Below are 25,372 nucleotides of genomic sequence, written 5' to 3' on the forward strand. Positions count from 1 at the left end.
TCACCGTGACGGTGTCTGGCCCGGCGAACGCCGAGCCGCGTCGAGTACGGCTCGGCTGGCGGGCGCCACCGGAACGCTCAGGGGCGACTGCGGTCCCGGCAGCCGGGGCGTCCGTTCGACGTGGACGAACGCCAGGTCGGTGACTCGGTGCTCGGCGGGTACCACTAGGTGAATATCCGTGGGCACGCGCACCCTCACGACCGTGCCGCAAGGCGGCCCGGATCCGGTGTTCGCCGGTCGGCTCACCATTCTTCAGCAGCACGCCCCGGCAGCTTCCCACCGGCTCGCGTGGGCGGTCCGGGACCCGGTCTCCTCTTCGCACCCCTCCAGGATGAAACGATCTTCGCCGGAACGAAAGCGAAACGCACGAACGGTCCGTTCGTGCCGCCGCCGTCAGCCCGCGCGGCGGGCCCGCACCTCCACCAGCGCCCCCGCCAGGGCCAACCCGCCCGCACAACAAGCCGCCACCGTCACCACCTGGGTCGCCGATCCGTGCAGCCACGCCGGGATCAGTACCGCCTCCACCGCGACCGCCGCCCACATCAGCACCGTCACCCGGCGGTCGCCGTCCGCCAGGCGTGCGTACAACAGGATCTGCACCAGCGCCAGCATCGAGCCCGCCAGCGCGAACGGCCACAGGGGCATCGTGCTTCCGGCGTACCGGACTCCGCCGATCAGCGGCAGCAACCGCGAGCCGAAGACGAGCGTCACCAGCACCACCACCGCGTCCAGCGACGCGCACACGGCCAGCGCCACCGGCAACGCGCGGCGGCGGGCGGAGAGGACCGCGAACCGGGGGAGCACCAAGACGCCCACGGCCTGCGGCAGCCAATACGCGATCTTCGTGACAATCGCCCCGAGCGCGTACTCGCCCGCCTCCGCGGCGGGGAGCGTGTGGCGGGCCAGCACCAGGTCCAGGTTCACCAGCAGCACCAGCGCCAGCATCGCCTGGGCCGTGTGCAGGACGTCGCGGCCGTGGCGGTCGGCCCAGCGGGGACGCGGCCGGCCGCAGATCTGCCAGCTCGCCGTCACCACCGCCAGCGAACCGATCGCCGTGCCGGCCAGCGCGCCGGTCGTCGAGCCCGAGACGAGCAGGCCCACCAGCGAGCCGCCGACCTTGCCGGCGCCCTCCAGGGCGATGAGCCCGGCCAGCGTCGCGAAGCGGTGGGAGCCTTGGAGGAGGCCGTGGAACAGGCCGAGGAGCGTCAACGGGCCGAGGGACGCCGTCACCAGCAGCGCCGGGGCCAGCGAGCCCAGGTGCAGCAGGAGCACCAGCAACGGGCTGAGCGTCAGCGCCGCCGCCGCGACGATGCCGCTCGTCATCAGGCCGAGGGCGAAGAGCGAGCCCGTGTGCTGCGGGGAGCGCGCGACGCGCAGCGCCACCACCGTCTGCAGCCCCATCGCCGGGACGACGCCGATCACCAGCACCGCCAGCAGCGAGCTCAGCTCGCCGAACGCGCCCGGGACGAGGATCCGGGCCGCCGCCAGGCTCAGCACGTAGCTGCCCGCGTTGTTGCCCGCGAGGGCGAGCGAGACGAGGATCGCCGCGACCCGGTTGCCGGTCCGCGCCGGTACGGCTTCGGTGTCTACGCTCAACGACGGGCTCCCATTACCGGCGAGTAATGACCAGGGACGATAACCGCGCGGGGAAGGGAAAGGAAGGGCCGTGGACGCACCGGGCAGCAGGCCGGCACTCCCCGTCGTCTCCGCCGTGCTCGCGTTCGCCGTCTGCGCGCCCTTGCTCGGCCGCGGGTTCGTGCTGAGCTACGACATGGTCTTCGCGCCGCAGCAGTACTTCGTGCCGGACGCCTTCGGGATCGGGGCGACGCTGCCGCGGTCGGTGCCCGCCGACGCCGCCGTCGCGCTCGCGACGACCGCGCTGCCCGGTGACATCGTCCAGAAACTCGTGCTGCTGCTGGCGATCTTCTTCGCCGCGTACGGCGCGGGAAAGCTCGTCCCGACCGAGCACACCGGTACCCGGCTGGTCGCCGCGACCGCGTACGCCTGGACGCCTTACGTCGCGGAGCGGCTGTTCATCGGGCACTGGCCGCTGCTGCTGACCTACGCGTGCCTGCCGTGGATCGTCCGCGCCGGCCTCGCCGCCCGCGACCACGAACCGAAATCCCTCTGGCGGCTGGTGCTCACCTGCGCCCCCGCGGTGCTGACGCCGCCGGGCGGGGTGCTCGCCGCCGCCGTCGCCATCGTCGCCGCCGGGTCGCGCCGGATCCCGGCGACCCTGGGCATCGCCGTGCTGCTCAACCTGCCCTGGCTGGTGCCGACGTTCCTCAACGCCGGCGGCACCTACTCCGACCCGGCCGGCGTCACGGCGTTCAGCGCCCGCGCCGAAAGCTGGGGCCCGGCGCTGCTCAGCGTCCTCGGCCTCGGCGGGATCTGGAACTCCGAAACGGTGCCCGGCAGCCGCGCCGTGCCGCTGATCCCGGTGCTCGTGCTCGTCACCGTCGCGATCGCGCTGGCCGGCCTGAAACCGCTCGCCGCGCGCTGGGGCACCCCGCCGGTCCGCGCCCTCTTCCTCCTCGGCGTCGCGGGCGTCCTGCTGGCGTCGCTCGCCACGCTGCCGGCCGGCGACGCCGTGCTGGACTTCGCGACGCGGCACCTGCCCGGCGCCGGACTGCTGCGGGACGCCCAGAAGTGGGTGGCCTGGTGGGCGTTGCCGCTCTCGACGGGCTTCGCGCTCGCGGTCGAAGCCGCTGCCGCGCAACTGCGGACTCCGCGAGGACGGACCGGGCTCGTCGTCGCGGCCGTCCTCTTCCCGATCCTCACCATGCCGGACCTGGCGTGGGGCGGCTGGGGCCGGCTCGGCACCGCGCGGTACCCGGACGACTGGCGCGCGGTGTCCGAAGTGCTCGGTGGTGACGATCGTCCCGGTGACGTGCTGGCGCTGCCGCTCTCGACGTTCCGCGGCTTCGCGTGGAACGGCGATCGCACGCAGCTCGACCCGGCGCCGCGCGTGCTGCCGAAGCCGGTGCTGATGGACGACACCCTGCAGGTCGGCGCCGATCGGATCGTCGGTGAGGACCCGAGGATCGGCGACGTGCGCGCCGCGACGTCCGCCCGGGAGCTCACCGAGGCCGGGATCGGCTGGGTCCTCGTCGAACACGGGACCCCGGGCGACGTCGACCCGCGGCTGCTCGCCGGGGCGACGCCGGTGTGGTCGGGGGAATGGCTGACGCTGTACCGGACCCCGGGTGAGGCAGCGGTGAAAGCCGTTGCGTGGGGCCCGGCTTTGCTCGCGGACGGCGTAGCGCTCACGTTGCTCTGCGTCGCACTGTTGTGCCGGATGTTACCGATGCGTACATTGGGCCGCGGCAGGATTTTCCCGCCGCGGAAGGAGTGACACGTGGGCACGCTCATCGGGGTGGTAGCCGCCGTCATCATCGGAGGCGGTCTGGCGACCGGCGCGGGCTTCGCCCTCATCCAGAGCGCCGACCCGGACAGCGCCGCCCAGGTGCAGGACCAGTTCAACGCGCAGGTGAAGTACAACCCCGCGGACCACCCGGCCAAGTTGTACGGGAACCGCTGACGCGCCGGGACGTGACGCGGTTCGCCACCGACCACGCGCACCGCGTGGTCGGGCTCTACGGCGACCCCACCGTTTCCTGGAGCATCCTCCTGGAAGCGGACCTTTTCTCGGCTCCGGAACCGGAAAAACTCCGCGCGCGGCTTGCGGCCGCGCTGCCGCGGTACCCGCACCTCGGTCCCGTCCCGATGGTCGAACAGACCCGGGCCACTGAGTTCTCCGAGGTCCGCGCCCGCTTCGCGGCCGAGCCCTACGACCGCGGCGCGCCCCTGGTGCGGGTCGCCGTCCGTCTCGACCAGCCGGCGTTGCTCGTTGCCGCCCACCACGGCGCGCTCGACGGCCTCGGCCTGCTCGCCCTGCTCGGGTTCCTGCTCGACGTCCCGGTTTCCTCGGCGGCGCGCGGGATCGGCGAGCGCACCGGCGGCGGGAAGCCGTTCGTCGTTTCGGCCGTACAGCGCCTCGCCGAGGCGCTTTTCGCGCCACCGGGCCGGATCGTGCCCGATCGGGACGGCGAGACCGTCGGAGACGTCTTCGAGGCCCGCCGCGTGCCCCGGCTGCGCTTGGGGGCCGCGGGTTTCGTCGCGGCCGCCACCCTCGCGACCGGCCGCTGGAACCACGCGCACGGCGCCCGCACGGCCCGCGTCGTCGCCGCGCTGGGCGCGTCGTGGCGGTCCGGGGCCGCGCCGGAACCCGTGCACGACAGCGCGTTCTTCCGGCTCCGGCTGCCGTCCGGTCCGGACACCGCGGCAGTCGCGGACGTCCTGCTCGCGCAGCCGCCCGAGCCCGATTTCCCCGCGCGCAGCAGCCGGGTCGCCCGGCTGGGCACCCGGTTGCTGGCGAGCCGGCTCGGCTCGACGTTCCTGGTGTCGAACCTCGGGGTGGTGTCGGCGGGGGACTCCGTCCGGTCGATCGCCTTCTACCCGGCCGCGAGCGGCCGCTCAGGCGTGGCGTTCGGCGCGGCGACCACGGGGGACACCACCACGGTGACCGTGCGGGCCCGCCGCAAGGACTTCGGCGCGGCGGCCGCCGGCCGCCTGCTGGACCGGTTCCGGGACGCGGTGCGGGAGGAAGCCGGGGCGATCCAGGACCCGGGGCCGCGGAGCCGGCACGCCGGCGACGTCGCGGACCAGTGACGCGAACTCGCCGACACTCTGTTCCCAGCTGTACTTCCCGGCCCGTTCGGCCCCGGCCAGACCCATTTCCGCGCGGCGCAGGCCGTCGGCGAGCAGGCCGTCGACGCGGGCGGTGAAGTCCTCGAAGTCGTCCGCCAGCAGCCCGGTCCGGCCGTCCACGATGGACTCGGCGACGCCGCCCGCGGCGCGGTAGGCGACCGAGGGCACGCCGTGCGCGGCCGCCTCCATGATGACGATGCCCCAGCCCTCCTTGACCGACGGGCACAGGTGCAGCCACGACCGCGCCAGGATCTCGTGCTTGGCCTGCTCGTCGACCCAGCCGTGCAGGGTGACGCGGTCCGCGACCCCGCGCTCGGCCGCGTGCGCCCGCAGCACCTCGTCCCACGGTCCCTGGCCGACGACCTCGAGCCGCAGCTGCGGCCAGCGCCGCGCGAGCCGCGCGACGACGTCGATGGCGTGCTCGATCCGCTTGTGCGGCACCAGCCTGCTCACCGCGACCAGGGTGGGCGAACCGTCCCGTTCGGACGCCACCGGCGGGGGTGCGTCGAGGCCGTTGGCGACCACCGTGACGCGCTCGCGGCCGACGCCCAGGTCGGCGAGCTCGGCCTTGGTGACCTCGGAAACCGTGACGTAGCGGCACTTGCGGAACAGCCACGGCGCCAGTCGCGACTCGATCCACCAGCCGACCCGGCCCAGCGTCTCACCCAGGGCGCTGATCCACTGTTCCTTGTGGACGTGGTGCACGAGCACCAGCACCGGACAGCCGGCCACCAGCCGGGCGAAGAACGGCATCCCGTTCTGGACGTCCACCACCAGATCGGCGCGCGCCCGGCGGATCGCCCGCAGCGCGTGGACGTAGACGCCGAACTTGTTGCCGCGGCGCCGGTAACGGACGCCGTCACGCCATTCGCCCGCCGTCGCGCCCGGGTAGGCCGCGCACTGGATCTCGACCCGGTAGCCCGCCTTCGCGAGTCCTTCGGCCATCCGCTCGACGTACCGCTCGGACCCGCCGCCCTCGGGGTGGCCGGTGTCGCGCCAGTTGACCAGCAGCACACGAGGACGGTCCATCGGGTTATCCAAACTGTAGCGACGATGCTAGGTTACCGGTGCGTACACGGTATGCGTACACAGTAGAGGAACGTATTTCGGAAAGCGATGGTTCAATGGCAGTAAATCCGGTCGTCGCCCCGAACGCCGAGCCGCACCGCGCGACGCTCCGCCGTTCCGTGACCCTCTTCCGCACTTTTCTCACCGAACAGACCGACCCGGACGGTTTTTACTCGGCGCTGGCCGCCGACTCCGTGCGGCAATTGGCGGCACACGCTCCGCTGTCCGGGCGCACGGTGCTCGACGTCGGGGGCGGTCCGGGGTATTTCTCCGACGCGTTCCGCGCGGCCGGCGCGACCTACCTCGGCGTCGACCCGGACGTCGGCGAGCTGTCCGCGCGCGGCGAGCCGGGGGAGAACATGATCCGCGCCAGCGGCACGGAACTGCCCGTGCGCAGCGGATCCGTGGACGTCTGCTACTCCTCGAACGTACTGGAGCACGTCGCGAAGCCGTGGGTGATGCTCGACGAGATGTGCCGGGTCACCAAGCCCGGCGGCACCGTCTTCGCGTCGTTCACGCCGTGGTATTCACCCTGGGGCGGTCACGAGACCGCGCCGTGGCATTTCCTCGGCGGTCACTACGCGCGTCAGCGGTATTTCCGGAAGCTCGGGAAGCAGCCGAAGAACAAATTCGGCGAAAGCCTTTTCCCGGTGTCGGTGGGCGCCGCGCTCCGCTGGGCGAAGGCGACACCGCTGGCCGATCTGGTGGCCGGGTACCCGCGTTATCACCCGAGCTGGGCGATGTGGATCGTGCGGGTCCCGGCCCTCCGGGAAATCGCGTCGTGGAACCTGGTGCTGGTCCTGCGGCGCCGTTGATTCAGGGGCCGGCGGTGAAGAGCACCTTCCGCGGCGGCTGCTTCCCCCGCGGCGCGGCCGGGGGCTCGGGACGCCGGCGCCGGGCCAGCAGCACGATCGAGCCGATGATCAGCACGCCGCCGCCGATGCCGAGCCACAGCGGACCGGTGCTGGAGAGGAATTCCAGCCGGCCCTTGTTCGCGTTCACCTGGTCCGCCATCTTCGCGACGGTCTCCGCGGTGTAGGCGAGCGTCCCGTCGAACACCACGGCCGAGGTGCCGCTCGTCCCGGCGCGCAGCTCCTGGTGCTGCTGTTGCTGCTGCTTCATCTCGATCCCGGTGACCGGCTCCACCCACAGCGTGTTGACGCCGCGGTAGTAGAGGTCGGCCTGCACGGTCGGATCGGGGGAGCCGACCAGTGAGCCCGGCACGTCCTTCGTGGCGATCTTGGTGTCGGGGATGTCCTGGACGAACTTGTAGGTCTCGATCCCGTCGACCGTCTCGGTGCCGGCGAACCTGGCGGTGACGGCCGCGCCGGTGTTGTCGTCGTAGACCTTGTAGTCCTGCTGCTCGGTGCCGAACGGGAACTTGAAGTTCAGCCCGGGCTGCGGCTTGTAGTCGTTCGTCTCCGGCGGCTTCTGCCCGTCCTTGTCGGCCTTGTCCTTCAGTTCGGTGACGTAGCTGCTCTTGGCGTCGCACTTCGGGTCGGTTTCCCCGCGCGGCTCGTAGCCCTCGCCGCTGCGCCGGTCGAAGCAGACCTGCCGCTTGCTCGCGCTGAGCACCGTGTTGTCGGCGTCGTCGGTGACCTGGACGGCCAGGAGCCAGACCGCGTAGTCGGTGTCCTGGTGCATCTCGGGTGCCGCGAAGTTCGCCTGCACGTGCGCCACCGCGGTCAGCTTGGCGTCCTTGCGGATGGCCGAGACCGGGCCGGAGCCGTTGTCGGTCACCGCGAGCACCTGGCTCGCGGTACCTTCGAGTGTCGACGTCGAATCCTGGTCGAGCGGCACCTTGGCGAGCTTGGGGTAGACGTAGGCCGGGAGCAGCACGGCTCCGGCGACCGCGAAAACGCCCAGTGCCAGCAAGATCAGGCCGAAAGCACGTCGCAACGGTCCTCCTGGTTTCACGCAAATTACCGGGCGGTAATCAGTGCCCGGATAGTGGCCCGCGCCACGCCGGGCGTCAAAGTGTGACCCGCGGTCACAGACACCGGGTACGCCCGGAAGGCGGCAGGTGGGCCGCCGTTCGCACCAACCGACCAAACATGTTTGTTCCCGGGCACAACGGACGTGGGCCCAGGATCGGACGATCCTCACTCCGCCGCGCTGGACCGCAAGGAGCATTCCCACTTTGTCGCAGGATTCTTCGATGGTCGCGATCGCGGCCACCGCCCGCTGGCGCGCCCGGATCGTGGCGGCGGCCGCGAGCGTCGGGGTCAGCCTCAGCGACCCGTCGGCGGGCATCCCGGGCATCCGCGCCATCGTCTGCGGCCGCGGCGACCTCGCCCGGTTCGTCCCCCGCCTCGGCCACGACGGCGAGCCGTCTCACCCGGCGATCGGCGCCCACTCGGATTCGATCGCCGACCGCGAGCTGCGCGACGCCGTCGCCGACGTGGCGGCCCTGCTTTCGTTGCACGGCAACGTGGTACTGGACCTGGACGCCGGCGGTCGCCGGCGCCCGGCGCGGCGGCCGGACGTCGTCGTCTCGGCCGCGCTGGACCGTCCCCAGTGGACGGAACCGGCGGTGTCCCTTCCCGTGGGCACGGATCGGCGCGGAGGTCCGCTCACGGTGGAACTCACCGCCGGCCCCGGCTTCGAGGGCACGCTGCTGGAACTGGCGAGGCTGGTGGAGCTCGACGCGGCCTAGTCTGGGCCGGACCAGACCAGGGCCGGTGCCGGACGGCTACAGCCGGCGCTCGGCCGCTCGCCGTGTCAGGAGTTCGTGGCCGCTCCCGGCTCACCGCCCTCCCGGTGGACTTCGCAGCCCGGGTCCGGGCATTCGGCCGCGTGCCGGGCGTTCCACGCCGCCACCATCGACTCGTGGCGCCGTGCGAACCGGGCGTCCCGCCGTGCCTGCCACACCGACGGGGTCACCATGCGGGTCACCAGGAACCGGCCGGGCAGGTAGTCGTTGCCGGCGTCGGCGACCTCCAGGCCGGCGGCCGTCAGGATCGTCCGCATCGCCTCGGCCATCGCCGCCCCGATCGCGGACGTCAACCGCCCGAACGCCGCGCATTCCGCGCCCTCCCGGTGCGGGTCCTCGCCCCAGGCCTCCTGCGCCGCGTCGAGCAGGATCGCGTGCTCGTACCAGCCGACCGCCACGCCGCGCAGATCCGGCACGTCGACGTACACGACCGCGCCGGCGGTGCCGGTCGGGTGTTCTCCCGGCGCTACCGCCAAGCCGGCGGCGGCCGGCTCGGCCTGGACGACGTCGCGCAGGACCTCCAGCCGGAACCGGCGGTCCGGTTCCGCCGCGGCGGGTGTTTCCGTCATCGTCACAGACACCCCCGACAAAATCCGGGGGCCGGCCGGACGTCAGCTCACGATGGCCGTGGCCCGGATCTCCACCCGCATCCCCGGCGCGCCCAAAGCCGCGACGCCGATCTGGGTCCAGATGGGCGCCCGGTCGCCCATGCGCTTGCGGAACTGCTCCACCATCACCCTCGTGTGGTCGTCGCCGATGCTGTCGGTGGCCGTGGGGAGGTGGAACGAATCGACCGCGACGACGTCGGCCCAGCCGGCGCCCGCGGTGGCCAGGGTGCGCTCGACGTTCTCGAAGGCCCGGACGATCTCCTCCTCGAGGGACTCGGGGAAAACCGTGTTGTCGTCCCAGCCGCCCTGGCCCGAGATTTCGACGCGGTCGCCGATCCGGACCGCCTGCGTGTAGTGCAGGGCGGCGAGGTGCTTGGGGCCGTAGCCGGGGGTGACGAAGAACTCGGGCATGGGGTTCCCTCCGATTGACTTCACGCTTGAAGTCACCGTATCAGACTTCAAGCGTGAAGTCATGGCGCGCTGGGTAGAGTCCTCCCATGGGACGCGACGCGGACGGGCCTCGCTGGCTGACGCCGTCCGAAAAGGACGCCTGGACCGGGCTGATCTCGCTGATTCTGTTGCTGCCGGGCAAGCTGGAGGCGCCGCTGCAGCAGGAAGCCGGCGTCACGCTCTTCGAATACCTGACGCTCAGCCAGATGTCGGAGGCGCCGGACCGGCGCCTGCGGATGAGCGAACTCGCCTACCTCGCCAACGGTTCGCTCTCGCGACTGTCCAACGTGGTCAAGCGGTTCGAGCAGCGTGGCTGGGTCGAGCGCTCACCCGACCCCGAGGACGGCCGCTACACCCTCGCCGCGCTCACCGACGCCGGTTACGCGGTGGTCGTCGCCGCGGCGCCGGCGCACGTGGCCGCCGTGCGGCAGCTCGTGCTCGACCCGCTCACCGCGGCCGATCAGCAGGCGCTGGCCCGTATCGCCGAAAAGCTGCGGGTGCGGCCGGTCGATCTCGCCTAGGGCGGTCCTTCGGGCGGCTCCGGCTGAGCCGGCGCCGGCTCAGCCGGGACCGGGCAGTTCGGCCGCGAGGACAACCCGGATGGTCCTCCGGGCGTCAGCCCGGCAAGGAACCCAGGGAGGTCGCCGTGGACGTGCCGACGAATGTTCTGCTGCCGGGTGAGCGGCTGCTGTGGTCGGGACGGCCACAGCGGCTCGTCTTCGCTCGGTTCGACTGGTACCAGTTCGCGTTCGGCCTGTTCTGGGGGATCGCGACCGTCGTGGTCCCGGTGGCGAGGCATCAACCGCTGTCGTTCTTCTCATGGGCCGTCGGGGTGAGTGGTGTCGCGTTCCTCTGGGTGCCGGTCGTCATCAGGTTGCGAGGGCGGCGCGGTGTCGAGTACGTCGTGACCGACCGGCGGATCGTGCTGGCCGATCGCTTCTCGGGAAGGACGCGCGCGTCGGCGTACCTCGGCACGCTGCCGCCGCCGGTCGCCCGGATCCGGCGGGACGGCAGCGGAACCGTCGTCTTCAGCGGGTTCTCGCGCGGCCCTTTGACGTTCCTTCCTCCGTCGGGGCCCCTGATGCTGACGGGACTGGTCGACGTGCCGGAGGCCGGGCGTGTCCGGGACCTGATCGCGTGGGCACAGGCCGGGCAGGCTTGACCTCGCCCGGACGTGTCCGATTCCGCCACCCGCGTTGTCGGACGCGCCCTAGTCGTCGACCCACTCCAGCAGGTCGCCGGGCTGGCATTCGAGGACCCGGCACATGGCTTCCAGGGTGCTGAACCGCACGGCTTTGGCGCGGCCGTTCTTGAGGACGGCGACGTTGGCGGGCGTCAGCCCGACCTTCTCGGCGAACTCCCCGACGCTCAGCTTGCGCTTGGCCAGTTCGACGTCGATGCGCACGACGATCGCCATCAGATGACCGCTTCCATGTCGGTCCGCAGCGTAGTGGCCTGGCGCAGCAGGGCGCGCATGACCACCATCAGCAGGCCGATCACGGTGATCCCGACGGTCATCAGGAACAGCAGCATCGGCATCCCCGGATCGTCCGCGTTGAAGCCGACGAAGATCAGCATGCCGACGAAGACCACCCACGCGGCGGCCACGGCCCAGACGATGGCGTCGACCCACTTCAGCGCCGCGCTGGTGAAGATCCGGTCCTTCTTGACCAGGGTCAGCAGCTTCCAGGTCGCGACGACGACGACCTCGACGCACAGCACCAGGAACACCGCGATCGCGGTCAGCGGCCACCGCAGCGGCGCGTCGTGAGGGTTCTGCGACGTCGTGTACGCGATCCCGCCGGGTAACGAGAGCGTCTGGAACACCACGAGGACGGCGAACAGCACGACGAGGAACACCCGGAGCGCGGCGACAGCGCGTCTTTCGGTGAGCATGCGACGACTATCGCCGCTTATCTATCGAAAGTCAATCGGTAGCTGTCGATCTACGATGGCTCCGGATCAAGCCGGACGGACTCCAGCGCGACGTACAGCTCGCCGATGTCGACCGGGTCGGTCAGGTCGCGCTTGGTCAGTTCCTGCACGCGGCGCAGGCGGTAGCGGACCGTGTTGGGGTGCACGAACAGCCGGTCCGCCGCCTCCTTCGCCGAGCCGTGGCCGGCGAACCACGCGAGCAGCGTGTCGAGCAGGACCTTGCGCTCGGCGCCCGGCAGCGTGAGAACCCCCGACAACGCCGACCGCACGACGTCGCGGGCCATCCCCGGCGCGGCCGCGACCAAGGTGGTCACCGGCGAGTCGCCGAACACGACCACGCCGGCGGTCGCCGACGGCAGCGAGCGGCGCGCGATCCGGGCCCGGTGCAGCGCGTCCGGGACGTCCGGGAACCCGGCGAACGGCCGGCTCAGCCCGGCCGCGACCGGCAGCGAACCCAGCACTTCCCGCAGCCGCCGGAGGTCTTCGATCCGGTCGATCGCGACCAGGCCCGCTTCGCCACCGGGGCGCCACGCCGACCGCCAGCGCCGCGCCCGCATCAAGGCCTCGACCGTGTCCTGTCCGTCCTGTCCGTCCTGTCCGTCCTGTCCATCCGGTTCGACTCGTTCGGTGACGACGGCGACGAACATGCCCGCGGTCGGCAGCCCCAGCTCGCGGGCCGCGGCCTCCATTTCGGACTGGCCGGCCAGGCGCCCGCGCAGCAGGTCGTCCAGCCGGCGCGCGTTCGCGTGCGACGGCTCGGCCGCGACCTCGTCGTACGCCGTGGTCAGCGCGTCCGAGTAGAGGTCGATCGCCTTCCAGACGTAGGAGTTGATCTCGATCGTCCGGGTGGAGTTGAGGAACTCGGGGCCGGCCAGCTCCAGCAGCGCCTCGTAGACGAACGTGCCGCCGATCCGGAACGCGCGCAGCACGGCCGGCAGCGGAATCCCTTGCCGCGCTTGGACGAGCCCGGTCTTGCGGGCCGCGTCGAGCGCGAGGCCGTGGCCGTCGGCCAGCGCCGTCAGCGCGCGTTCGAGGTTGGCGTGGCAGACCTTGCGCAGCTCGGCCGGCGCGACGTGGTCGACCTGGCGGTAGAACTCGTCTTCCGTGCTGAGCAGCCGGGCGAGGCGATCGGCGAACTCCGGCAGCCTGCCCAGCATCTCGCGCACCAGCTCACGGTGTTCGCGAGGTACCGGCCTGGCCAGAGCTTCGATGCCCATTCCTCACTTTAGCTCGGGTTCCGGTGGCGGGGATACGCACGAACTTGAGCAAAATTCATATCCGCCGGGCGATCTTCCCGGTGAGGGGTTGACGCCACGACTGACTCACGAAACCGGGTTCACGAAGGGCGCCGCGCGGTGAGGTAGACGTGCGGCTCGGGGGTGGCGCCGGGGTGGTCCGGGACGAACTCCGCCTGCTCCTCGCGGACGATCTCGAGCCCGGCCGCGCGCAGCAGCCCGGCCAGCGCCTCGGGGGTGAAACTGCTCGCGCGCACCGGGTGTCCCATGAAGACGATGTCGAGCCCGTCCACATCGGCCGGCACCGTGGCCAGCAGCACCAGGCCGCCCGGCTTCACCCACGCCGCCAGCCGGCCGATCACGGTCTCCTGCTCCGCGCGCGTCAGCTGCAGCAGCGAGAAGAACGTCGTGACCGCGTCCCAGGAACCGTCCTCGAAGGTCAGCTCGCGCTGGTCGCCGAGCTCGAACCGGGCCGCGGGCACCTGGGCGCGCGCGATCTCCACCATCTTCGGCGCGACGTCGTAGCCGGTGACGTCGTGGCCCGCCTCGGCCAGCAGTTCGGCGGTCGGGCGCCCGGTGCCCGACCCGAGGTCGAGCACCTTCGCCTGCGGAGGCAGCGATGCGATCAACGCCGTGATCGCGTCCCGCTGGGCGGTCGCGGCGCGGAAGGCGTGTTCGTAGTCCTTGCCGAGCGCGTCGAAGACTTCGGCGGCGGATTCGGGACGAGTCATGGACCCACCTTGCCAGACGTCCGATTGCGCAACTTCTGTATTGATATCTGCAAGTACCGAGTAAGTTCGGGCAAAATCGCGGCAACACCTTGTGGTGAGGGCGAAGCGCGACCTACTCTTCCGCCTACTCTTCCGGGCGCTCTTCAGGGCACTCCCGAGCGAAACGAGGTCCGCGATGGCGCGACGCACCTTCGGAGCCGTGCTGGTCGCGGTCCTCACCCTGCTTTCCGTGGCCGCTCCGGCGTCGGCGGCCACCGACCGGCCGGTGGTGACGCGCGCCGCGCTCGACCCCGCGCTGGTCGCGGGGCGCGGCGCCGCAGTCGGCTTCGCCGAGCAGGAAGCGGAGAACGCCCGCACCGACGGTGCCGTGATCGGCCCGGACCGCTCGGCCTACACGCTGCCCGCCGAGGCGTCCGGCCGTCGCGCCGTGAAACTCACCGCGGGCCAGCACGTCGAGTTCACGCTGCCCGCGGCGGCCAACGCGATCACCGTCCGCTACAGCATCCCGGACGCGCCGCACGGCGGCGGGATCACCGCGCCGCTGGACGTCACCGTCAACGGCGGCCACCGGCAGCCGATGACGCTGACCTCGCAGTACGCGTGGCTGTACAACCAGTACCCGTTCACGAACGACCCGGACGCGGACCTGCTGCACCCGGACTGGTGGATCACCGAGTGCGCGTGCGTGCCCGCGGCGACCACCCCATCGCCGGTCGTCACGAAACCCTTCCGCCCCAACCACTTCTACGACGAACAGCGCCTGCTGCTCGGCCAGACCTACCGGGCGGGGGACCGGGTCCGGCTCACCGTCCCGGCCGGGACGCCCGCCGCGTGGACGGTCGTCGACCTGCTCGACTCCGAGCTCGTCGCGCCACCGCGCGTCGACCTGATCGCGGCCAACGTCCTGTTCTTCGGCGCCGACCCGACCGGCAGGCGCGACTCGGCCGACGCGATCGACCGCGCGATCACCTTCGCCCGCCGGGCGCACCTCAAGGTCTACCTGCCGCCCGGCACCTACCAGGTCAACCGGCACATCATCGTCGACGACGTCACGATCGAAGGCGCCGGCAACTGGTACACGATCGTCAAGGGCCACGAGGTCAAGCTGGACACGCCCGCGCCGGACGGCTCGGTGCACACCGGCGCCGGCTTCTACGGCCGTGACGCCGCCGCCGGCGGCAGTCACAACGTCCACCTCGCCGGCTTTGCGATCGTCGGCGACGTCCGGGAGCGGATCGACACCGACCAGGTCAACGCCATCGGCGGCGCGCTCAGCGACTCCACTGTGGACGGCCTCTACCTGCACCACACCAAGGTCGGCCTGTGGTTCGACGGCCCGATGAAGAACACGCGCATCACGGACAACGTCATCGCCGACCAGATCGCCGACGGCCTGAACTTCCACACCGGCGTCACGGACTCGGTGGTGGCGAACAACTTCGTCCGCAACACCGGCGACGACGGCCTCGCGATGTGGTCGGAGAAGATCGAAAACGCGCGCAACACGTTCAGCCACAACACCGTCCAGACGCCGGTGCTGGCCAACGGGATCGCGCTCTACGGCGGCACCGACACCACTGTCTCGGCCAACCTGGTCGCCGACCCGATCCGCGAGGGCAGCGCGATCCAGGTCGGCTCGCGCTTCGGCGCCGAGGCGTTCACCGGGTACGTGCGGATCACGGACAACACGACCGTCCGGGCCGGGACGTTCGAGCTGAACTGGAAGATCGGGCTCGGCGCGATCTGGTTCTACGCCCTGGAGAAGAACATCGACGCCGACATCCAGGTCACCGGCGACCACTTCCTCGACAACACCTACAACGCGATCATGCTGGTCAGCGACTTCCCGGTGAAGGACCTGTATTCGATCAACGGACTGAAGTTCGCGGACCTGCGCGTCGACGGTGCCGGGACGTCGGTGCTGAGCGCCCGCGCGGCCGGGTCGGCGTCGTTCCGGAACGTCGGCGCCCGCAACGTCGGCGCGGTCGGCGTCAACAACTGCGGGTCGTTCGACTTCCCGCCGACGGGCTCGGAGTTCTCGCTGACCGACCTCGGCGGCAATTCGAGCTGGCTTGCCCCGTGGCTCCTCCCGAACACCATCACCTGCGACGACCGGCCCCCGGTGGTCCCGCCACCCGCCCCCGCCGCTTGGTGAGTGCCGCCCGCGGGTCGTGAGTGGTCAGGGCGGTTAGAACCGCCCTGACCACTCACGACCGGCCGCGGCAGACCGGCGGCTAGGGTTCCGGGTGTGGCTGGGTTGCGGGGTGTGTTCGCGGGGTTCGGCAAGAGCAAGGCGTTCGCGGTGGTGGGGCGGGCGTTGATGCCGGCCGACCGGGTGCTGCTGCGGATCAGCGGCGGCCGGGTCGGCGTCGGCACCGCGGTCGGGCTGCGGACGCTGCTGCTCACCACACTCGGGCGCCGCAGCGGCGAACCGCGTCAGGTGCCGCTGCTCTACGTCGAGCGTGTCGGCGGGTACGTCGTCATCGGCTCGAACTGGGGCGGCGAGGCGCACCCGGCGTGGTCGGCGAACCTCCTGGCCCAGCCCCGGGCGACGGTCGCGATCGGCGGCCGGACGGCCGAGGTCACCGGGCGGCTGCTGAGCGGTGCCGAGCGTCAGGAGATGTGGGACGCCGTCGCGGAGTACTGGCCCGCGTACGACCGGTACGCCGTGCGGGCCGAGCACCGCGAGATCCGCGTCTTCCTGCTGGAGCCGGTCAGTCGATGAGGTCGGTGTGCCGGATCCGGTACACCTGCAGCCGCAGGTTGTAGTACTTGTCGGTCTCGCCGACCCACTGCATGCCAAGGCGCTTGGCGACGGCGATCGCGCGCGTGTTGTTCGGCCGGGCGACCGCGAACAGCTCGTCGGTGTCCTGCGTGAACGCCCACTGGATGAGGGCCTGTGACGCCTCCGACGCGTACCCCTGGCCCCAGGCGCCGGGGCTGAGCTGCCAGCTCAGCTCGAGGTCCTCTTCGAACGGCGGCAGCAGCCGGATGCCGAGGCCGCCGATCACGGCGCCGTCCTCCTTGCGCTCCACGGCCCAGCGCCCGCGCGGCGGCCAGAGGTTGGGCTGCGCCTCCTGCCACGCGTTCAGGACGGCACGCATGGCGCCGACATCGCTGACGCGGTCCATGGCCGGCGTCAGCCAGTGCGTGACGTCTTCCGCGCCGTAGATCTCGAACGCGGCTTCGGCGTCGTCCACCGTCCAGTCCCGGATCACGAGCCGGTCGGTGCTCAGCGCAGTTTCCATATCAAGACGCTACGCCGCGGGGCCCCCGATTGTTCCCCCGCGAAAGTGCTCAGAAGGTGAACACTTCACCCCCGATGATGTGGGCATGGAGACTTTGGAAGGCATCGCGGTGGTGCAGGTCACGTCGGTCGCGCAGTGGCGGGAGTGGCTCGCGTCGCGCGGCACCGCGACGTCGGTGTGGCTGGTGATCCGGCGCAAGCACAGCGGCGCGCCGGGGGTGCTGGTGCACGAGGCGATGGAGCAGGCCCTGTGTTTCGGCTGGATCGACAGCAAAGCGCTCAGGCGCGACGCGGAAAGCACGTACCTCTGCTTCACGCCGCGGAATCCGAAGAGTACGTGGAGCCGGGTGAACCGCGACCGCGTGGCCCGGCTGACCGCGGCCGGCATGATGACGCCGGCCGGGCAGGCGATGGTCGACCTCGCCCGCCGCACCGGCACGTGGGACGCGCTGGCCGAGGCGCAGGACGGCGTCGTCCCGCCGGATCTGGCGCGCGCGTTCGACCCGGTCGGGGCCGGGCACTTCGCCGCGTTCCCGCCGTCGTCCCGCCGGTTGATCCTGGAGTGGATCGCCAAGGCGAAGCGCCCGGAGACGCGGCAGCGCCGGATCGCGACGACCGCGGAGCTGGCCCGGGAAAACGTGCGGGCCGCACACCCGAAGGCCGCCTAGAGTCGGGTCCGTGGACGAGACGCGTGATCTCCTGGCCCGGGCCGCCGCGCTGGCCGCGGACTACCGCGAAAGCCTGGCCGGGCGGCCGGTGGTCCCGGCCGGCGATGCCGCCGCGGTGCGCGCGGGCTTCGGCGGACCGCTGCCGAAGGACCCGAGCCCGCCGTCCGAAGTGCTCGAACACCTCGCACGGGCCGCCGAGCCCGGGCTGATGGCCACGGCCGGGCCGCGGTTCTTCGGGTTCGTCATCGGCGGCGGACTGCCCGCCGCGACGGCCGCGGACGTCCTCGCCGCGGGCTGGGACCAGAACGCCTTCAACGCCGTGCTCTCACCCGCCGCCGCGGCCGCGGAAGACGCCGCCGGCGGCTGGCTCAAGGACCTGCTCGGCATCCCGGCCACCGCGTCCGCCGGGTTCGTGACCGGCGGGCAGGCGGCGAACACCGCCGGGCTCGCCGCCGCGCGCCACCACGTGCTCGCCGAAGCGGGCTGGGACGCCGGACACGACGGGCTCTTCGGCGCCCCGCGCGTCCGCGTGGTCGCGAGCGCCGAACGGCACGCGACGATCGACCGCGCGCTGCGGCTGCTCGGCTTCGGCACAGCCGCCGTCGACGAGGTCGCCGCCGGCCCGCAGGGCGCGATCGACGTCGCCGACCTGGAACGGGTGCTGGCCGCCGGGACCGGCCCGGTGATCGTCTGCCTGCAGGCGGGCAACGTGAACACCGGCGCGTGCGACGACCTCCGAGCCGCCCGGGAAGCCGCCGGCGACGCCTGGGTGCACGTCGACGGCGCGTTCGGCCTGTGGGCCGCGGCCAACCCGGCCACGGCGGCGCTGCTCGACGGCGTCGAGCTGGCCGACTCCTGGGCCTGCGACGGGCACAAGTGGCTCAACGTGCCCTACGACTCGGGGTTCGTCTTCTGCGCCCGGCCGGACGTGCACGCCGCGGCCTTCGCCAACCGCGCGGCCTACCTGGTCGGCGCGGGTGAGGTGGCCGGCATGGGCGACCTCACGCCGGAGTCGTCGCGGCGCGCCCGCGGGTTCGCCGTGTGGGCGGCGCTGCGCGAACTGGGCCGCGACGGCGTGGCCGAACTCGTCGACCGCTGCTGCCGCTTGGCCCGCCGGTTCGCGGTGACCCTCGCCGAGGGCGGCGCGGAGATCGCCAACGACGTCGTCCTCAACCAGGTCCTGGTGTCCTTCGGCGACGACACCCGCACCGACGCGCTGATCACGGCGATCCAGCGCGACGGCACGTGCTGGCTCGGCGGTACTACCTGGCGCGGCCGCCGGTACCTGCGGATTTCGGTGTCGAACTGGTCCACGACGGAGGATGACGTCGACCGTTCGGCGGCGGCGATCCTCCGGCTGGCCGGGCGTTCCTGAAGGGTGTCAGTGGCCTTCGCGCACCGAAAGCGGCTCCGATTTCCACGAAATCGTCTTCGCGCCGCCGGTCGGCCAGGCCGACGAGAGCCGCCGCCGCCTGCTGCCGAGCGCGCCCAGGGTGACCAGGTCGACGCCGGAACCCTGTGCCGCCAACGAGATCACCTCGGTGCCGGTCAGCGGCACGATGTCGAAGAACTGGGCGTCCTCGCCGCCGGTCCAGTCGACGAACTCGGTGAAGATCGAGGCGAACGCCTGGCCGCATTCCGGACATTCGCGCAGGGAAACGCCGAAGTGCGACTGCTGCACCAAGCGGTGGGTTTCGCGAAGCCGGGTCGTGCAGAACGCCATCGCGGTCAGGGCGTCTTTGCCGTAGCAGCGGGCGCAGCCGAACTCCGTCATGCGGGGATCTTCGCACACCGTGAATCCGGACCCGGCTGCGACACGACCGGGAAATCTGTTCGCGGCAGACCTTTCGCTCTGTCCGCAGTGGTCTGGACCTGTTAACCTCAGCCGGTCCGACCGGCCGGTTCGCCGAAGGACCCTTGACCCTGAAGGGAAAGCCGTGCTCCGCATGAGAAAACGCGCCGCGATCGCCGCTGCCGCGCTGGCCCTGTCCGTCGCGTCCGTGGCCACCCCGGCCGTCGCCGAGGCCGGCCAGTCCCACGGCAACCAGTCCCGGGACAAGGTGATGGCCTACTTCGCCGACTGGGACGTCTACGCCCGCAACTACCACGTCAAGGACATCCAGACGTCCGGTTCGGCCGCGAAGCTGACCCACATCAACTACGCCTTCGGCAACGTGACCGGCGGCGGCTGCGCGGTCGGCGACCCGTGGGCCGACCACGACATGCCCTACGACGCGTCGATGAGCGTCGACGGCCAGGCGGACACCGGCACGCTGCACGGCAGCTTCAACCAGCTCCTGGAGCTGAAGAAGCTGAACCCGAAGCTCAAGGTGATCTGGTCGTTCGGCGGCTGGACCTGGTCGGGCGGCTTCACCGAGGCGGCGAAGAACCCGGCCGCGTTCGCCGAGTCCTGCTACAACCTGGTCAACGACCCGCGCTGGGCCGGGGTCTTCGACGGCATCGACATCGACTGGGAGTACCCCAACGCCTGCGGCCTGACCTGCGACACCAGCGGGCCGAAGGCGTTCACGGGCCTGGTCAAGGCGCTGCGCGCGAAGTTCGGGCACCAGCTCGTCACGGCCGCCATCACCGCGGACGGGTCGAAGAACGGCAAGATCGACGCGAACGACTACGCCGGGGCGAGCCGCTACCTCGACTGGTACAACGTGATGACCTACGACTACTTCGTCGCCGGGGGCAGCCCGGCCGGGCCCACCGCGCCGCACTCGCCGCTGCGGTCCTACCCGGGCATCCCGACCGCCGGGTTCTACGCCGACGCGGCCATCCAGAAGCTGCGCCACCAGGGCGTGCCGTCGTCGAAGATGTTGCTGGGCCTCGGGTTCTACGGCCGCGGCTGGGACGGCGTCACGCAGAAGCAGCCGGGCGGCACGGCCACCGGCCCCGCCCCGGGCACCTACGAAGCCGGCGTCGAGGACTACAAGGTCCTCAAGACGACCTGCCCGGCCAACGGCAAGGTCGCGGGCACGGCGTACGCCAAGTGCGGCTCGCAGTGGTGGAGCTACGACACCCCCGAGACGGCCGCGGCCAAGGCGGGTTACGCGAAGTCGCAGGGCCTGGGCGGGGTGTTCGCCTGGGAGCTGTCGGGCGACACGGCCAACGCGGAACTGCTGCGGGCCATCTCGTCCGGCCGCTGCTGAAAAGCTGGAGGGCCCGGGTGGCGAAGCCGCCCGGGCCCTTCGTCCATTCACGACTGCTGCGGGAACCCGTGGCGCCGCGCGCCGAGCACCACGGCGAGCACCGGCACCAGGAGCACGAGCAGCGTCCACGGGAAGGCCGCCGGACCGGCGGTGTCGAGCAGGACCCCGCCGGTCACGCCGCCCGCGGCCATCGCGGCGTTCCACAGCGTGACGAGCATGGCCTGCGCGTTGTCCGCGGCCTCGCCACCGGCGTTGCCGGCGGCGGTCTGCAGCAGCGTCGGGACGCCGCCCCAGCCGAGGCCCCACAGCGCGACGGCGACGTAGATCAGGGCCGGACTGCCCGCCACCATGAGGACCGCGGCGACGGCGACCAGGACCGTGCTGAGGATCGTGAGCCGCCGCAGCGCGCGGTCGATCCGGGCGCCGACGATCCCGATGCCCGCCATCGACGCGACCCCGAACACCAGCAGGACGACGTCCACCGAACCGCCGAGCCCGGCGTGGCCGAGGAACGCGGCGACGTAGGTGTAGAGCACGGTGTGGGCCAGCACGAACACGAGCGTCACGACCAGGACCGGCGTCACGCCCGGCACGGTGAGCGTGCGCAGCACCGGCAGCCGGCCGCCGCGAGGCTGTCCCGGGTGGTCCGGGACGCCGGCGGCGATCCACGCCAGCAGCACGACCGCGAGCACCGACATCACGCCGAACGCCGAGCGCCAGCCGAGCAGGCCGCCGAGGAACGTCCCGGCGGGAATGCCCAGCGACAGCGCGAGCGGGATGCCCGCCATCACGATCGCGATCGCCTTGCCCTCGCGGCCCGCGGGCGCCAGGCGGCGCGCGTACCCGGCCAGCAGCGCCCAGACGACGCCCGCCGCGATCCCGGCGACGAACCGAGCCACCATCGTCAGCGCGTAGTCCGCGGACAGCGCCGTCACGGTGTTGGCGACGGCGAACCCGGCCACCCCGGTCAGCAGCAAACGTTTGCGCCGCCAGGTCGACGTCGCCGCGGCCAGCGGGATCGCGGTGAGCGCGGTGCCGAGCGCGTAGATCGTCACGGCCTGGCCGGCCGCGGACTCGCCGACGCGCAGCCCGGCGCTCATGCCGGGCAGCACGCCCGCGGGCAGGGCCTCGGTGAGCACCGTGACGAACGCGGCGGTGGTCAGGGCGAGCAGAGCGGGAGTCCTCATGCCGTTATGCTCGAACCCTCACACGGATGTGATGGTCCAGTCCGGCGGACGTGAGGTGGCGCACATGCGGATCGGCGAGCTCTCCGAGCGCACGGGCACGTCCCGGCGGCTGCTGCGGTACTACGAGGAGCAGGGCCTCATCATCGCGTCCCGCGGCGCCAACGGCTACCGCGACTACGACACCGCGACGGTCGACCGCGTGATCCAGGTCCGCGGCCTGCTGGACGCCGGCCTGCCGACCCGGATCATCAAGCAGATCCTGCCGTGCCTGGACAAACCCCGCGCCATCTACTTCCCGGACGCGACCCCGGAGATGCTGGCGACCCTGGAAGCGGAACGCGACCGCATGGCCCGCCGAGCGGAATGCCTGCTGCGCAACCGGGACGCGATTTCGGGCTACCTGGACGCGGTCCGCGAGTACAACCGCGCCTGACCCTCGCCCAGGTCCGTGAATGGCCCATCGAGGGACTTCAAGTCCCTCGATGGGCCATTCACGGCGTTACGAGGGCAGTGCCGCTTCGGCCGGGGCGGATGCCGTCGCCGGGGCCTGCACCCAGTGCAGCGTGTCGGCTTCCGGCCACCAGCCCGCCGGGTCCGGGCGGGGACGGGCGCCCTCCTCACCCCACCAGCGCGGGGGCGCCTCGTCACCCATGTCCCCGACCGTAGGAGAGCCGCGCCGGCGCGCGCACCGGGCGGGTGCGGCCACTGTCCGGTACCGGCCACCGCCGGCCGGCCGGTACCGGACAGTGGCCGAAACCGCCCCTGCCGCCGCCGTGCGGACGGCCCTAGCTTGGCCCAGGAGATCACTTCGCGGGAAAGGACGACCATGATCAAGCGAGTGCTGGCCGGCCTGCTCGCCGCGGCGGCCATCGGCACCCTGGCCGCCCTCGCCGCCCCGACGGCCGCCGCGGCGCCGGGCCACGGCGACCCGGCGGTCCGGCCGCCCGGGACCGACTGCGTCTGGATCTGGACCCACGGCCCGCCCCAGTGCCGGAAGCTGGAATAGCACCCGGGCGTGCGCTCAGCCGAGCCAGCCCAGCCGGGTCGCCGCGAACACCGCCGCGACCCGGTTGTCCGCCTGCAGTGTCTCCAGCAGCCCCTGGACGTGCCGGCGGACCGTGCGCTCGCTGACGTCCAGGTGGCGGGCGATCGCGCCGTCCGTCATGCCCGTGGCCAGCAGGTCCAGCACCTTCGCCTGGGTCGGGGTGAGGCCGTCGCGCGGGTGCCCGCCGTCCACCGCGACCGCCTGGCTCCAGACCAGCTCGAACAGCATCCTCAGCGCCGCGACGATCGTGGGGCTGCGGACGAACAGCGCGCCGTCCATGCCGCTCGGATCCAGCGGTACCAGTGCGGAATGGTGATCGGCGACGACCATCTTCATCGGCAGCTCCGGCGCCACCCGCATCGCCCACCCGGCCGCGACGCTGGCGTCGACGACTTCCTTGGCGCCGGCGAACTCCAGGGCGGCGCGCTCGTAGACGTTGCGCAGCCGCACGCCGCGTTCGGTCACCGCGTCCGGCAGGCGCATCACCGTGCCCGCGTCCGGTTTCCGCTTGAAGTGCCGCGTGGTGAAGGTCAGGAACTCTTCGCGCGCGGACAGGCACAGTTCCAGCGACAGCGAGCCGATGCGCTGCGGGTCCGTCAGCACCTCGACGCCCGGGTCGCCGCCGCTGCCGTGCGCCGCGCGGTACACCGCCTGCAGCATGTCCAGCTGCTGGCGCGCCGCGACGATCTGGCGCTGCTGCTCCACGAGCCGCTGCTGCGCGCCCAGGATCGCGTGGTCGACGGCGCGCACCGGCTCCATCGGCGCGATCACCGGGTCGTCGCGGTAGTCGCGGCGCACGAAACCCTGGTCGAACAGCTCCCGCATCTCCGGGCTCCCGGCGCGCGGGTCGTCCAGCGGCAGCGGCCCGGTGCGCACCATCGTGTCGTACAGCGCGCCCGCGCCGGGCGTCAGCAAGCCCTCGAGCATCCGTGCCCTCCTCCGGCGGGAGCGGGGCCGGGGATGGCCTGATCCGGCCGTTGACCGCTCTGCCCCCTACCCCACGCGCCGGACGGCGGAAAGGATTAGGCCGCTCATCAGGTTGGACGCGGAATTTCGCCGCCGGACCCGCGAGGGGTGGGCCCGGCGGCGGGCCGGGCTCGTGGACGCGGGGCCGGACAGGATTCGGAAAGCGTCGCGCAAGGCCCCTGCGCCACGGAGGGACCGGCACGAACCGTCGAGGGGGCGGGTCGTGTTCCCCGGCACGACGACCGCGGACCGGACCGTCGCGTCCGGCGGGGTGGCAGGGCCGCGCAGGCCCTGCCACCTCACCAGCGGCGGGACTCGTCGATCACGTGGACCGCGGCTTCCTCCGCCGAAGCCGCACCGCCGTCGACGCCCGCGTCCGACGCGTACAGCTCTTCGTCGGTGTCCGCGCCGAAACCCTCGTCCGAGGCGACCAGCCGGCCCGCGCGGACGTCGCCGACCTCGTCGTCGATCAGCTCGCCGTCGCTGTCCTCGTTGTCGCCGAGGCCGTCGTCGTCGGCGTCGTCGGCCAGGTCGGGGACCTCGCGGGCGAGCCGGCCTTCCCAGCTTTCGCCCTCCGCGGTCTCGCGCGCGGTCGTGCCCCAGTCCTCGGTGGCGCGCGAGTGCTCCGGCGGCGAATAACCTTCCGCCAGCTCGTCGCGGTCGACCAGGGTGTCTTCGGGATCCAGCACGCCGTTGTCGGCGTTGTCTTCGATGTCGTCGTCCATGGCCCCATCTTCGCCTAACTCCTTGGCCGCACCCGGTCTGGGTGATATCACCGTGCAGGCCGCCGCACGGGCGGTGTTCCGGTGAAAGGTGATTCCCCCATGCCGATGAGACGCAGGGTGCTGGCCGCGGGCCTGGCCGGGGTGTTCGGCGCCGCCGTGTCCGGGCGGACCGCGCAGGCCGCGCAACCGCCGTCGGTGCGGCTCGACCAGCTGAACCTGGTCAACCTGTCGCACGTCAACGACCCCGCGAAGACCAACGTGTTCCCCGGCGACCCGGCGTTCTCCCTGGAGACCATCGCGACCATCCCGGACGACGGCTATTACCTGCAGTTCGTTCGCGAAGGCGAGCACACCGGCACGCACTGGGGCGCGCCCGGCCACTTCAACACCGGTCAGCCCCTCGCCGACGCCATGGATCCGGCGGATCTATTCCGGCCCGCCGTCAAGATCGACATAAGAGCGAAGGCCGCGGCGAACGCGGACTACGGCGTGACGATCGACGACCTCAAGGCCTGGGAGAAGCGCCACGGCCGGATCCCCGACGACGCCGTCGTCGTGCTCTGGACCGGCTGGGACGCCAAGTGGGGCACCCCGGCCTACCCGAACACCGGCGCCGACGGCGTGCTGCACCAGCCCGGGTTCTCGATCCCCGCGGTCAAGTGGCTGATCGACACGGGACGCCTCGGCCGCCAAGGCGGCACGGGCACCGACACGTTCAGCCCGGACGTCGGCACCGACGAGACGTACACCGTGTCCAAGCTGGTCTACCAGCGCCACCGGATCAGCCTGGAGATCCTGGCGAACCTCAAGGCCCTGCCGACGACCGGCGCGTGGGTCCTGGCGGGCGGCCCGATCAACCGCAAGGGCGCGGGCTCGACGGCGACGATCTTCGGCGTGCTCCCGCCGGGCGTGCACGCGGACTGAGC

General features: G+C 71.9%; 29 protein-coding genes. 14 read left to right on the plus strand and 15 right to left on the minus strand.

What is annotated here, in order from left to right; all coding sequences use genetic code 11:
* Positions 1–393: 393 nt before the first annotated feature.
* Positions 394–1,596: a lipopolysaccharide biosynthesis protein gene (locus OG494_RS46540; protein ID WP_328449970.1), complete on the minus strand. Its 1,203-nt coding sequence runs from the start codon at positions 1,594–1,596 to the stop codon at positions 394–396.
* 70 nt (positions 1,597–1,666) lie between these two features.
* On the opposite strand from OG494_RS46540, the gene OG494_RS46545 reads away from it, so the two are divergent.
* Together OG494_RS46545 and OG494_RS46550 are read left to right on the plus strand one after the other, a co-directional pair.
* Complete coding sequence (locus tag OG494_RS46545) at positions 1,667–3,355, plus strand: hypothetical protein (protein ID WP_328449972.1); 1,689 nt, start codon at positions 1,667–1,669, stop codon at positions 3,353–3,355.
* A 3-nt stretch (positions 3,356–3,358) separates the two neighbouring features.
* Positions 3,359–3,541 (plus strand): hypothetical protein, encoded by a 183-nt coding sequence (locus OG494_RS46550; RefSeq protein ID WP_328449974.1) that lies wholly within the window; start codon positions 3,359–3,361, stop codon positions 3,539–3,541.
* A 935-nt stretch (positions 3,542–4,476) separates the two neighbouring features.
* Here OG494_RS46550 and OG494_RS46555 read toward each other — a convergent pair.
* Positions 4,477–5,724, minus strand: a complete 1,248-nt coding sequence (locus OG494_RS46555) for a glycosyltransferase family 4 protein (RefSeq protein WP_328459230.1) — start codon at positions 5,722–5,724, stop codon at positions 4,477–4,479.
* 173 nt (positions 5,725–5,897) lie between these two features.
* On the opposite strand from OG494_RS46555, the gene OG494_RS46560 reads away from it, so the two are divergent.
* Entirely contained in the window at positions 5,898–6,593 is a 696-nt protein-coding gene (locus OG494_RS46560) for a class I SAM-dependent methyltransferase (RefSeq protein ID WP_328459231.1), read from the plus strand.
* A 1-nt stretch (position 6,594) separates the two neighbouring features.
* Here OG494_RS46560 and OG494_RS46565 read toward each other — a convergent pair whose 3' ends face one another.
* A complete protein-coding gene (locus OG494_RS46565) occupies positions 6,595–7,677 on the minus strand; it encodes a DUF3068 domain-containing protein (RefSeq protein WP_328449977.1) in 1,083 nt (360 codons plus the stop codon).
* 259 nt (positions 7,678–7,936) lie between these two features.
* Here OG494_RS46565 and OG494_RS46570 point away from each other — a divergent pair, with 259 nt between their 5' ends.
* Positions 7,937–8,434, plus strand: coding sequence for a hypothetical protein (locus tag OG494_RS46570; protein ID WP_328449979.1), 498 nt, complete (start codon positions 7,937–7,939; stop codon positions 8,432–8,434).
* A gap of 65 nt (positions 8,435–8,499) precedes the next feature.
* Here OG494_RS46570 and OG494_RS46575 read toward each other — a convergent pair whose 3' ends face one another.
* Positions 8,500–9,060, minus strand: a complete 561-nt coding sequence (locus tag OG494_RS46575) for a hypothetical protein (protein WP_328449981.1) — start codon at positions 9,058–9,060, stop codon at positions 8,500–8,502.
* A gap of 42 nt (positions 9,061–9,102) precedes the next feature.
* Positions 9,103–9,510: a RidA family protein gene (locus OG494_RS46580; RefSeq protein WP_328449983.1), complete on the minus strand. Its 408-nt coding sequence runs from the start codon at positions 9,508–9,510 to the stop codon at positions 9,103–9,105.
* Positions 9,511–9,596: 86 nt separating this feature from the next.
* Here OG494_RS46580 and OG494_RS46585 point away from each other — a divergent pair, with 86 nt between their 5' ends.
* Positions 9,597–10,070 carry a MarR family winged helix-turn-helix transcriptional regulator gene (locus OG494_RS46585; RefSeq protein WP_328449985.1) on the plus strand — a complete coding sequence of 158 codons (474 nt, stop codon included), beginning with the start codon at positions 9,597–9,599 and terminating at the stop codon, positions 10,068–10,070.
* 125 nt (positions 10,071–10,195) lie between these two features.
* Positions 10,196–10,711 (plus strand): hypothetical protein, encoded by a 516-nt coding sequence (locus tag OG494_RS46590; RefSeq protein ID WP_328449987.1) that lies wholly within the window; start codon positions 10,196–10,198, stop codon positions 10,709–10,711.
* Positions 10,712–10,759: 48 nt separating this feature from the next.
* Here the strand turns inward: OG494_RS46590 and OG494_RS46595 are convergent, their stop codons facing one another.
* From OG494_RS46595 to OG494_RS46610, 4 genes are all read right to left on the minus strand, one after another.
* Entirely contained in the window at positions 10,760–10,966 is a 207-nt protein-coding gene (locus OG494_RS46595; protein WP_247056639.1) for a helix-turn-helix domain-containing protein, read from the minus strand.
* On the minus strand, positions 10,966–11,445 hold the full coding sequence (locus tag OG494_RS46600) for a DUF2975 domain-containing protein (protein WP_328449992.1): 480 nt from the start codon (positions 11,443–11,445) through the stop codon (positions 10,966–10,968). Before OG494_RS46600 ends, OG494_RS46595 begins: the two co-directional genes overlap by 1 nt.
* A 50-nt stretch (positions 11,446–11,495) precedes the next feature.
* Entirely contained in the window at positions 11,496–12,701 is a 1,206-nt protein-coding gene (locus tag OG494_RS46605; RefSeq protein WP_328449994.1) for a PucR family transcriptional regulator, read from the minus strand.
* A 119-nt stretch (positions 12,702–12,820) separates the two neighbouring features.
* On the minus strand, positions 12,821–13,450 hold the full coding sequence (locus OG494_RS46610) for a class I SAM-dependent methyltransferase (protein ID WP_328449996.1): 630 nt from the start codon (positions 13,448–13,450) through the stop codon (positions 12,821–12,823).
* A gap of 175 nt (positions 13,451–13,625) precedes the next feature.
* Between OG494_RS46610 and OG494_RS46615 the strand changes: the two genes are divergently transcribed.
* Positions 13,626–15,605: a glycosyl hydrolase family 28-related protein gene (locus OG494_RS46615; RefSeq protein WP_328449997.1), complete on the plus strand. Its 1,980-nt coding sequence runs from the start codon at positions 13,626–13,628 to the stop codon at positions 15,603–15,605.
* A gap of 102 nt (positions 15,606–15,707) precedes the next feature.
* Entirely contained in the window at positions 15,708–16,175 is a 468-nt protein-coding gene (locus OG494_RS46620) for a nitroreductase family deazaflavin-dependent oxidoreductase (RefSeq protein ID WP_328459232.1), read from the plus strand.
* Here the strand turns inward: OG494_RS46620 and OG494_RS46625 are convergent.
* Positions 16,165–16,698 (minus strand): GNAT family N-acetyltransferase, encoded by a 534-nt coding sequence (locus tag OG494_RS46625; protein WP_328449999.1) that lies wholly within the window; start codon positions 16,696–16,698, stop codon positions 16,165–16,167. The two genes, OG494_RS46620 and OG494_RS46625, sit on opposite strands and share 11 nt — an antisense overlap.
* Before the next feature lie 85 nt (positions 16,699–16,783).
* On the opposite strand from OG494_RS46625, the gene OG494_RS46630 reads away from it, so the two are divergent.
* Positions 16,784–17,365 (plus strand): YdeI/OmpD-associated family protein, encoded by a 582-nt coding sequence (locus OG494_RS46630; RefSeq protein ID WP_328450001.1) that lies wholly within the window; start codon positions 16,784–16,786, stop codon positions 17,363–17,365.
* Positions 17,366–17,375: 10 nt separating this feature from the next.
* Entirely contained in the window at positions 17,376–18,740 is a 1,365-nt protein-coding gene (locus OG494_RS46635) for a pyridoxal phosphate-dependent decarboxylase family protein (RefSeq protein ID WP_328450003.1), read from the plus strand.
* A gap of 6 nt (positions 18,741–18,746) precedes the next feature.
* Here OG494_RS46635 and OG494_RS46640 read toward each other — a convergent pair whose 3' ends face one another.
* A complete protein-coding gene (locus OG494_RS46640) occupies positions 18,747–19,139 on the minus strand; it encodes a hypothetical protein (protein WP_328450005.1) in 393 nt (130 codons plus the stop codon).
* A 172-nt stretch (positions 19,140–19,311) separates the two neighbouring features.
* Between OG494_RS46640 and OG494_RS46645 the strand changes: the two genes are divergently transcribed.
* Entirely contained in the window at positions 19,312–20,523 is a 1,212-nt protein-coding gene (locus tag OG494_RS46645) for a glycoside hydrolase family 18 protein (RefSeq protein ID WP_328450007.1), read from the plus strand.
* Positions 20,524–20,570: 47 nt separating this feature from the next.
* Here OG494_RS46645 and OG494_RS46650 read toward each other — a convergent pair whose 3' ends face one another.
* Complete coding sequence (locus tag OG494_RS46650) at positions 20,571–21,710, minus strand: MFS transporter (protein WP_328450009.1); 1,140 nt, start codon at positions 21,708–21,710, stop codon at positions 20,571–20,573.
* 64 nt (positions 21,711–21,774) lie between these two features.
* Here OG494_RS46650 and OG494_RS46655 point away from each other — a divergent pair, with 64 nt between their 5' ends.
* Positions 21,775–22,143 (plus strand): MerR family transcriptional regulator, encoded by a 369-nt coding sequence (locus OG494_RS46655; protein WP_328450011.1) that lies wholly within the window; start codon positions 21,775–21,777, stop codon positions 22,141–22,143.
* Positions 22,144–22,209: 66 nt separating this feature from the next.
* Here OG494_RS46655 and OG494_RS46660 read toward each other — a convergent pair whose 3' ends face one another.
* A complete protein-coding gene (locus tag OG494_RS46660) occupies positions 22,210–22,362 on the minus strand; it encodes a hypothetical protein (RefSeq protein WP_328450013.1) in 153 nt (50 codons plus the stop codon).
* A 174-nt stretch (positions 22,363–22,536) separates the two neighbouring features.
* Between OG494_RS46660 and OG494_RS46665 the strand changes: the two genes are divergently transcribed.
* Positions 22,537–22,716 carry a hypothetical protein gene (locus tag OG494_RS46665; protein ID WP_328450015.1) on the plus strand — a complete coding sequence of 60 codons (180 nt, stop codon included), beginning with the start codon at positions 22,537–22,539 and terminating at the stop codon, positions 22,714–22,716.
* A 15-nt stretch (positions 22,717–22,731) separates the two neighbouring features.
* Here the strand turns inward: OG494_RS46665 and OG494_RS46670 are convergent, their stop codons facing one another.
* Positions 22,732–23,682, minus strand: coding sequence for a helix-turn-helix transcriptional regulator (locus tag OG494_RS46670; protein WP_328450017.1), 951 nt, complete (start codon positions 23,680–23,682; stop codon positions 22,732–22,734).
* A gap of 338 nt (positions 23,683–24,020) precedes the next feature.
* Positions 24,021–24,446 (minus strand): DUF5709 domain-containing protein, encoded by a 426-nt coding sequence (locus OG494_RS46675; RefSeq protein ID WP_328450019.1) that lies wholly within the window; start codon positions 24,444–24,446, stop codon positions 24,021–24,023.
* A gap of 99 nt (positions 24,447–24,545) precedes the next feature.
* Between OG494_RS46675 and OG494_RS46680 the strand changes: the two genes are divergently transcribed.
* Positions 24,546–25,370, plus strand: coding sequence for a cyclase family protein (locus OG494_RS46680; RefSeq protein ID WP_328450021.1), 825 nt, complete (start codon positions 24,546–24,548; stop codon positions 25,368–25,370).
* Positions 25,371–25,372: the final 2 nt, after the last annotated feature.

The sequence above is a fragment of the Amycolatopsis sp. NBC_00438 genome (assembly GCF_036026695.1).
Classification (GTDB): domain Bacteria; phylum Actinomycetota; class Actinomycetes; order Mycobacteriales; family Pseudonocardiaceae; genus Amycolatopsis.

Bases quoted from the DNA above. Each gene is read 5' to 3' on its own strand.
- OG494_RS46570 (WP_328449979.1), top strand. From the start codon at position 7,937: ATGGTCGCGATCGCGGCCACCGCCCGCTGGCGCGCCCGGATCGTGGCG.
- OG494_RS46575 (WP_328449981.1), bottom strand. From the start codon at position 9,060: ATGACGGAAACACCCGCCGCGGCGGAACCGGACCGCCGGTTCCGGCTG.
- OG494_RS46580 (WP_328449983.1), bottom strand. From the start codon at position 9,510: ATGCCCGAGTTCTTCGTCACCCCCGGCTACGGCCCCAAGCACCTCGCC.
- OG494_RS46585 (WP_328449985.1), top strand. From the start codon at position 9,597: ATGGGACGCGACGCGGACGGGCCTCGCTGGCTGACGCCGTCCGAAAAG.
- OG494_RS46595 (WP_247056639.1), bottom strand. From the start codon at position 10,966: ATGGCGATCGTCGTGCGCATCGACGTCGAACTGGCCAAGCGCAAGCTG.
- OG494_RS46600 (WP_328449992.1), bottom strand. From the start codon at position 11,445: ATGCTCACCGAAAGACGCGCTGTCGCCGCGCTCCGGGTGTTCCTCGTC.
- OG494_RS46605 (WP_328449994.1), bottom strand. From the start codon at position 12,701: ATGGGCATCGAAGCTCTGGCCAGGCCGGTACCTCGCGAACACCGTGAG.
- OG494_RS46610 (WP_328449996.1), bottom strand. From the start codon at position 13,450: ATGACTCGTCCCGAATCCGCCGCCGAAGTCTTCGACGCGCTCGGCAAG.
- OG494_RS46615 (WP_328449997.1), top strand. From the start codon at position 13,626: ATGGCGCGACGCACCTTCGGAGCCGTGCTGGTCGCGGTCCTCACCCTG.
- OG494_RS46625 (WP_328449999.1), bottom strand. From the start codon at position 16,698: ATGGAAACTGCGCTGAGCACCGACCGGCTCGTGATCCGGGACTGGACG.
- OG494_RS46630 (WP_328450001.1), top strand. From the start codon at position 16,784: ATGGAGACTTTGGAAGGCATCGCGGTGGTGCAGGTCACGTCGGTCGCG.
- OG494_RS46640 (WP_328450005.1), bottom strand. From the start codon at position 19,139: ATGACGGAGTTCGGCTGCGCCCGCTGCTACGGCAAAGACGCCCTGACC.
- OG494_RS46645 (WP_328450007.1), top strand. From the start codon at position 19,312: ATGAGAAAACGCGCCGCGATCGCCGCTGCCGCGCTGGCCCTGTCCGTC.
- OG494_RS46650 (WP_328450009.1), bottom strand. From the start codon at position 21,710: ATGAGGACTCCCGCTCTGCTCGCCCTGACCACCGCCGCGTTCGTCACG.
- OG494_RS46655 (WP_328450011.1), top strand. From the start codon at position 21,775: ATGCGGATCGGCGAGCTCTCCGAGCGCACGGGCACGTCCCGGCGGCTG.
- OG494_RS46660 (WP_328450013.1), bottom strand. From the start codon at position 22,362: ATGGGTGACGAGGCGCCCCCGCGCTGGTGGGGTGAGGAGGGCGCCCGT.
- OG494_RS46665 (WP_328450015.1), top strand. From the start codon at position 22,537: ATGATCAAGCGAGTGCTGGCCGGCCTGCTCGCCGCGGCGGCCATCGGC.
- OG494_RS46670 (WP_328450017.1), bottom strand. From the start codon at position 23,682: ATGCTCGAGGGCTTGCTGACGCCCGGCGCGGGCGCGCTGTACGACACG.
- OG494_RS46675 (WP_328450019.1), bottom strand. From the start codon at position 24,446: ATGGACGACGACATCGAAGACAACGCCGACAACGGCGTGCTGGATCCC.
- OG494_RS46680 (WP_328450021.1), top strand. From the start codon at position 24,546: ATGCCGATGAGACGCAGGGTGCTGGCCGCGGGCCTGGCCGGGGTGTTC.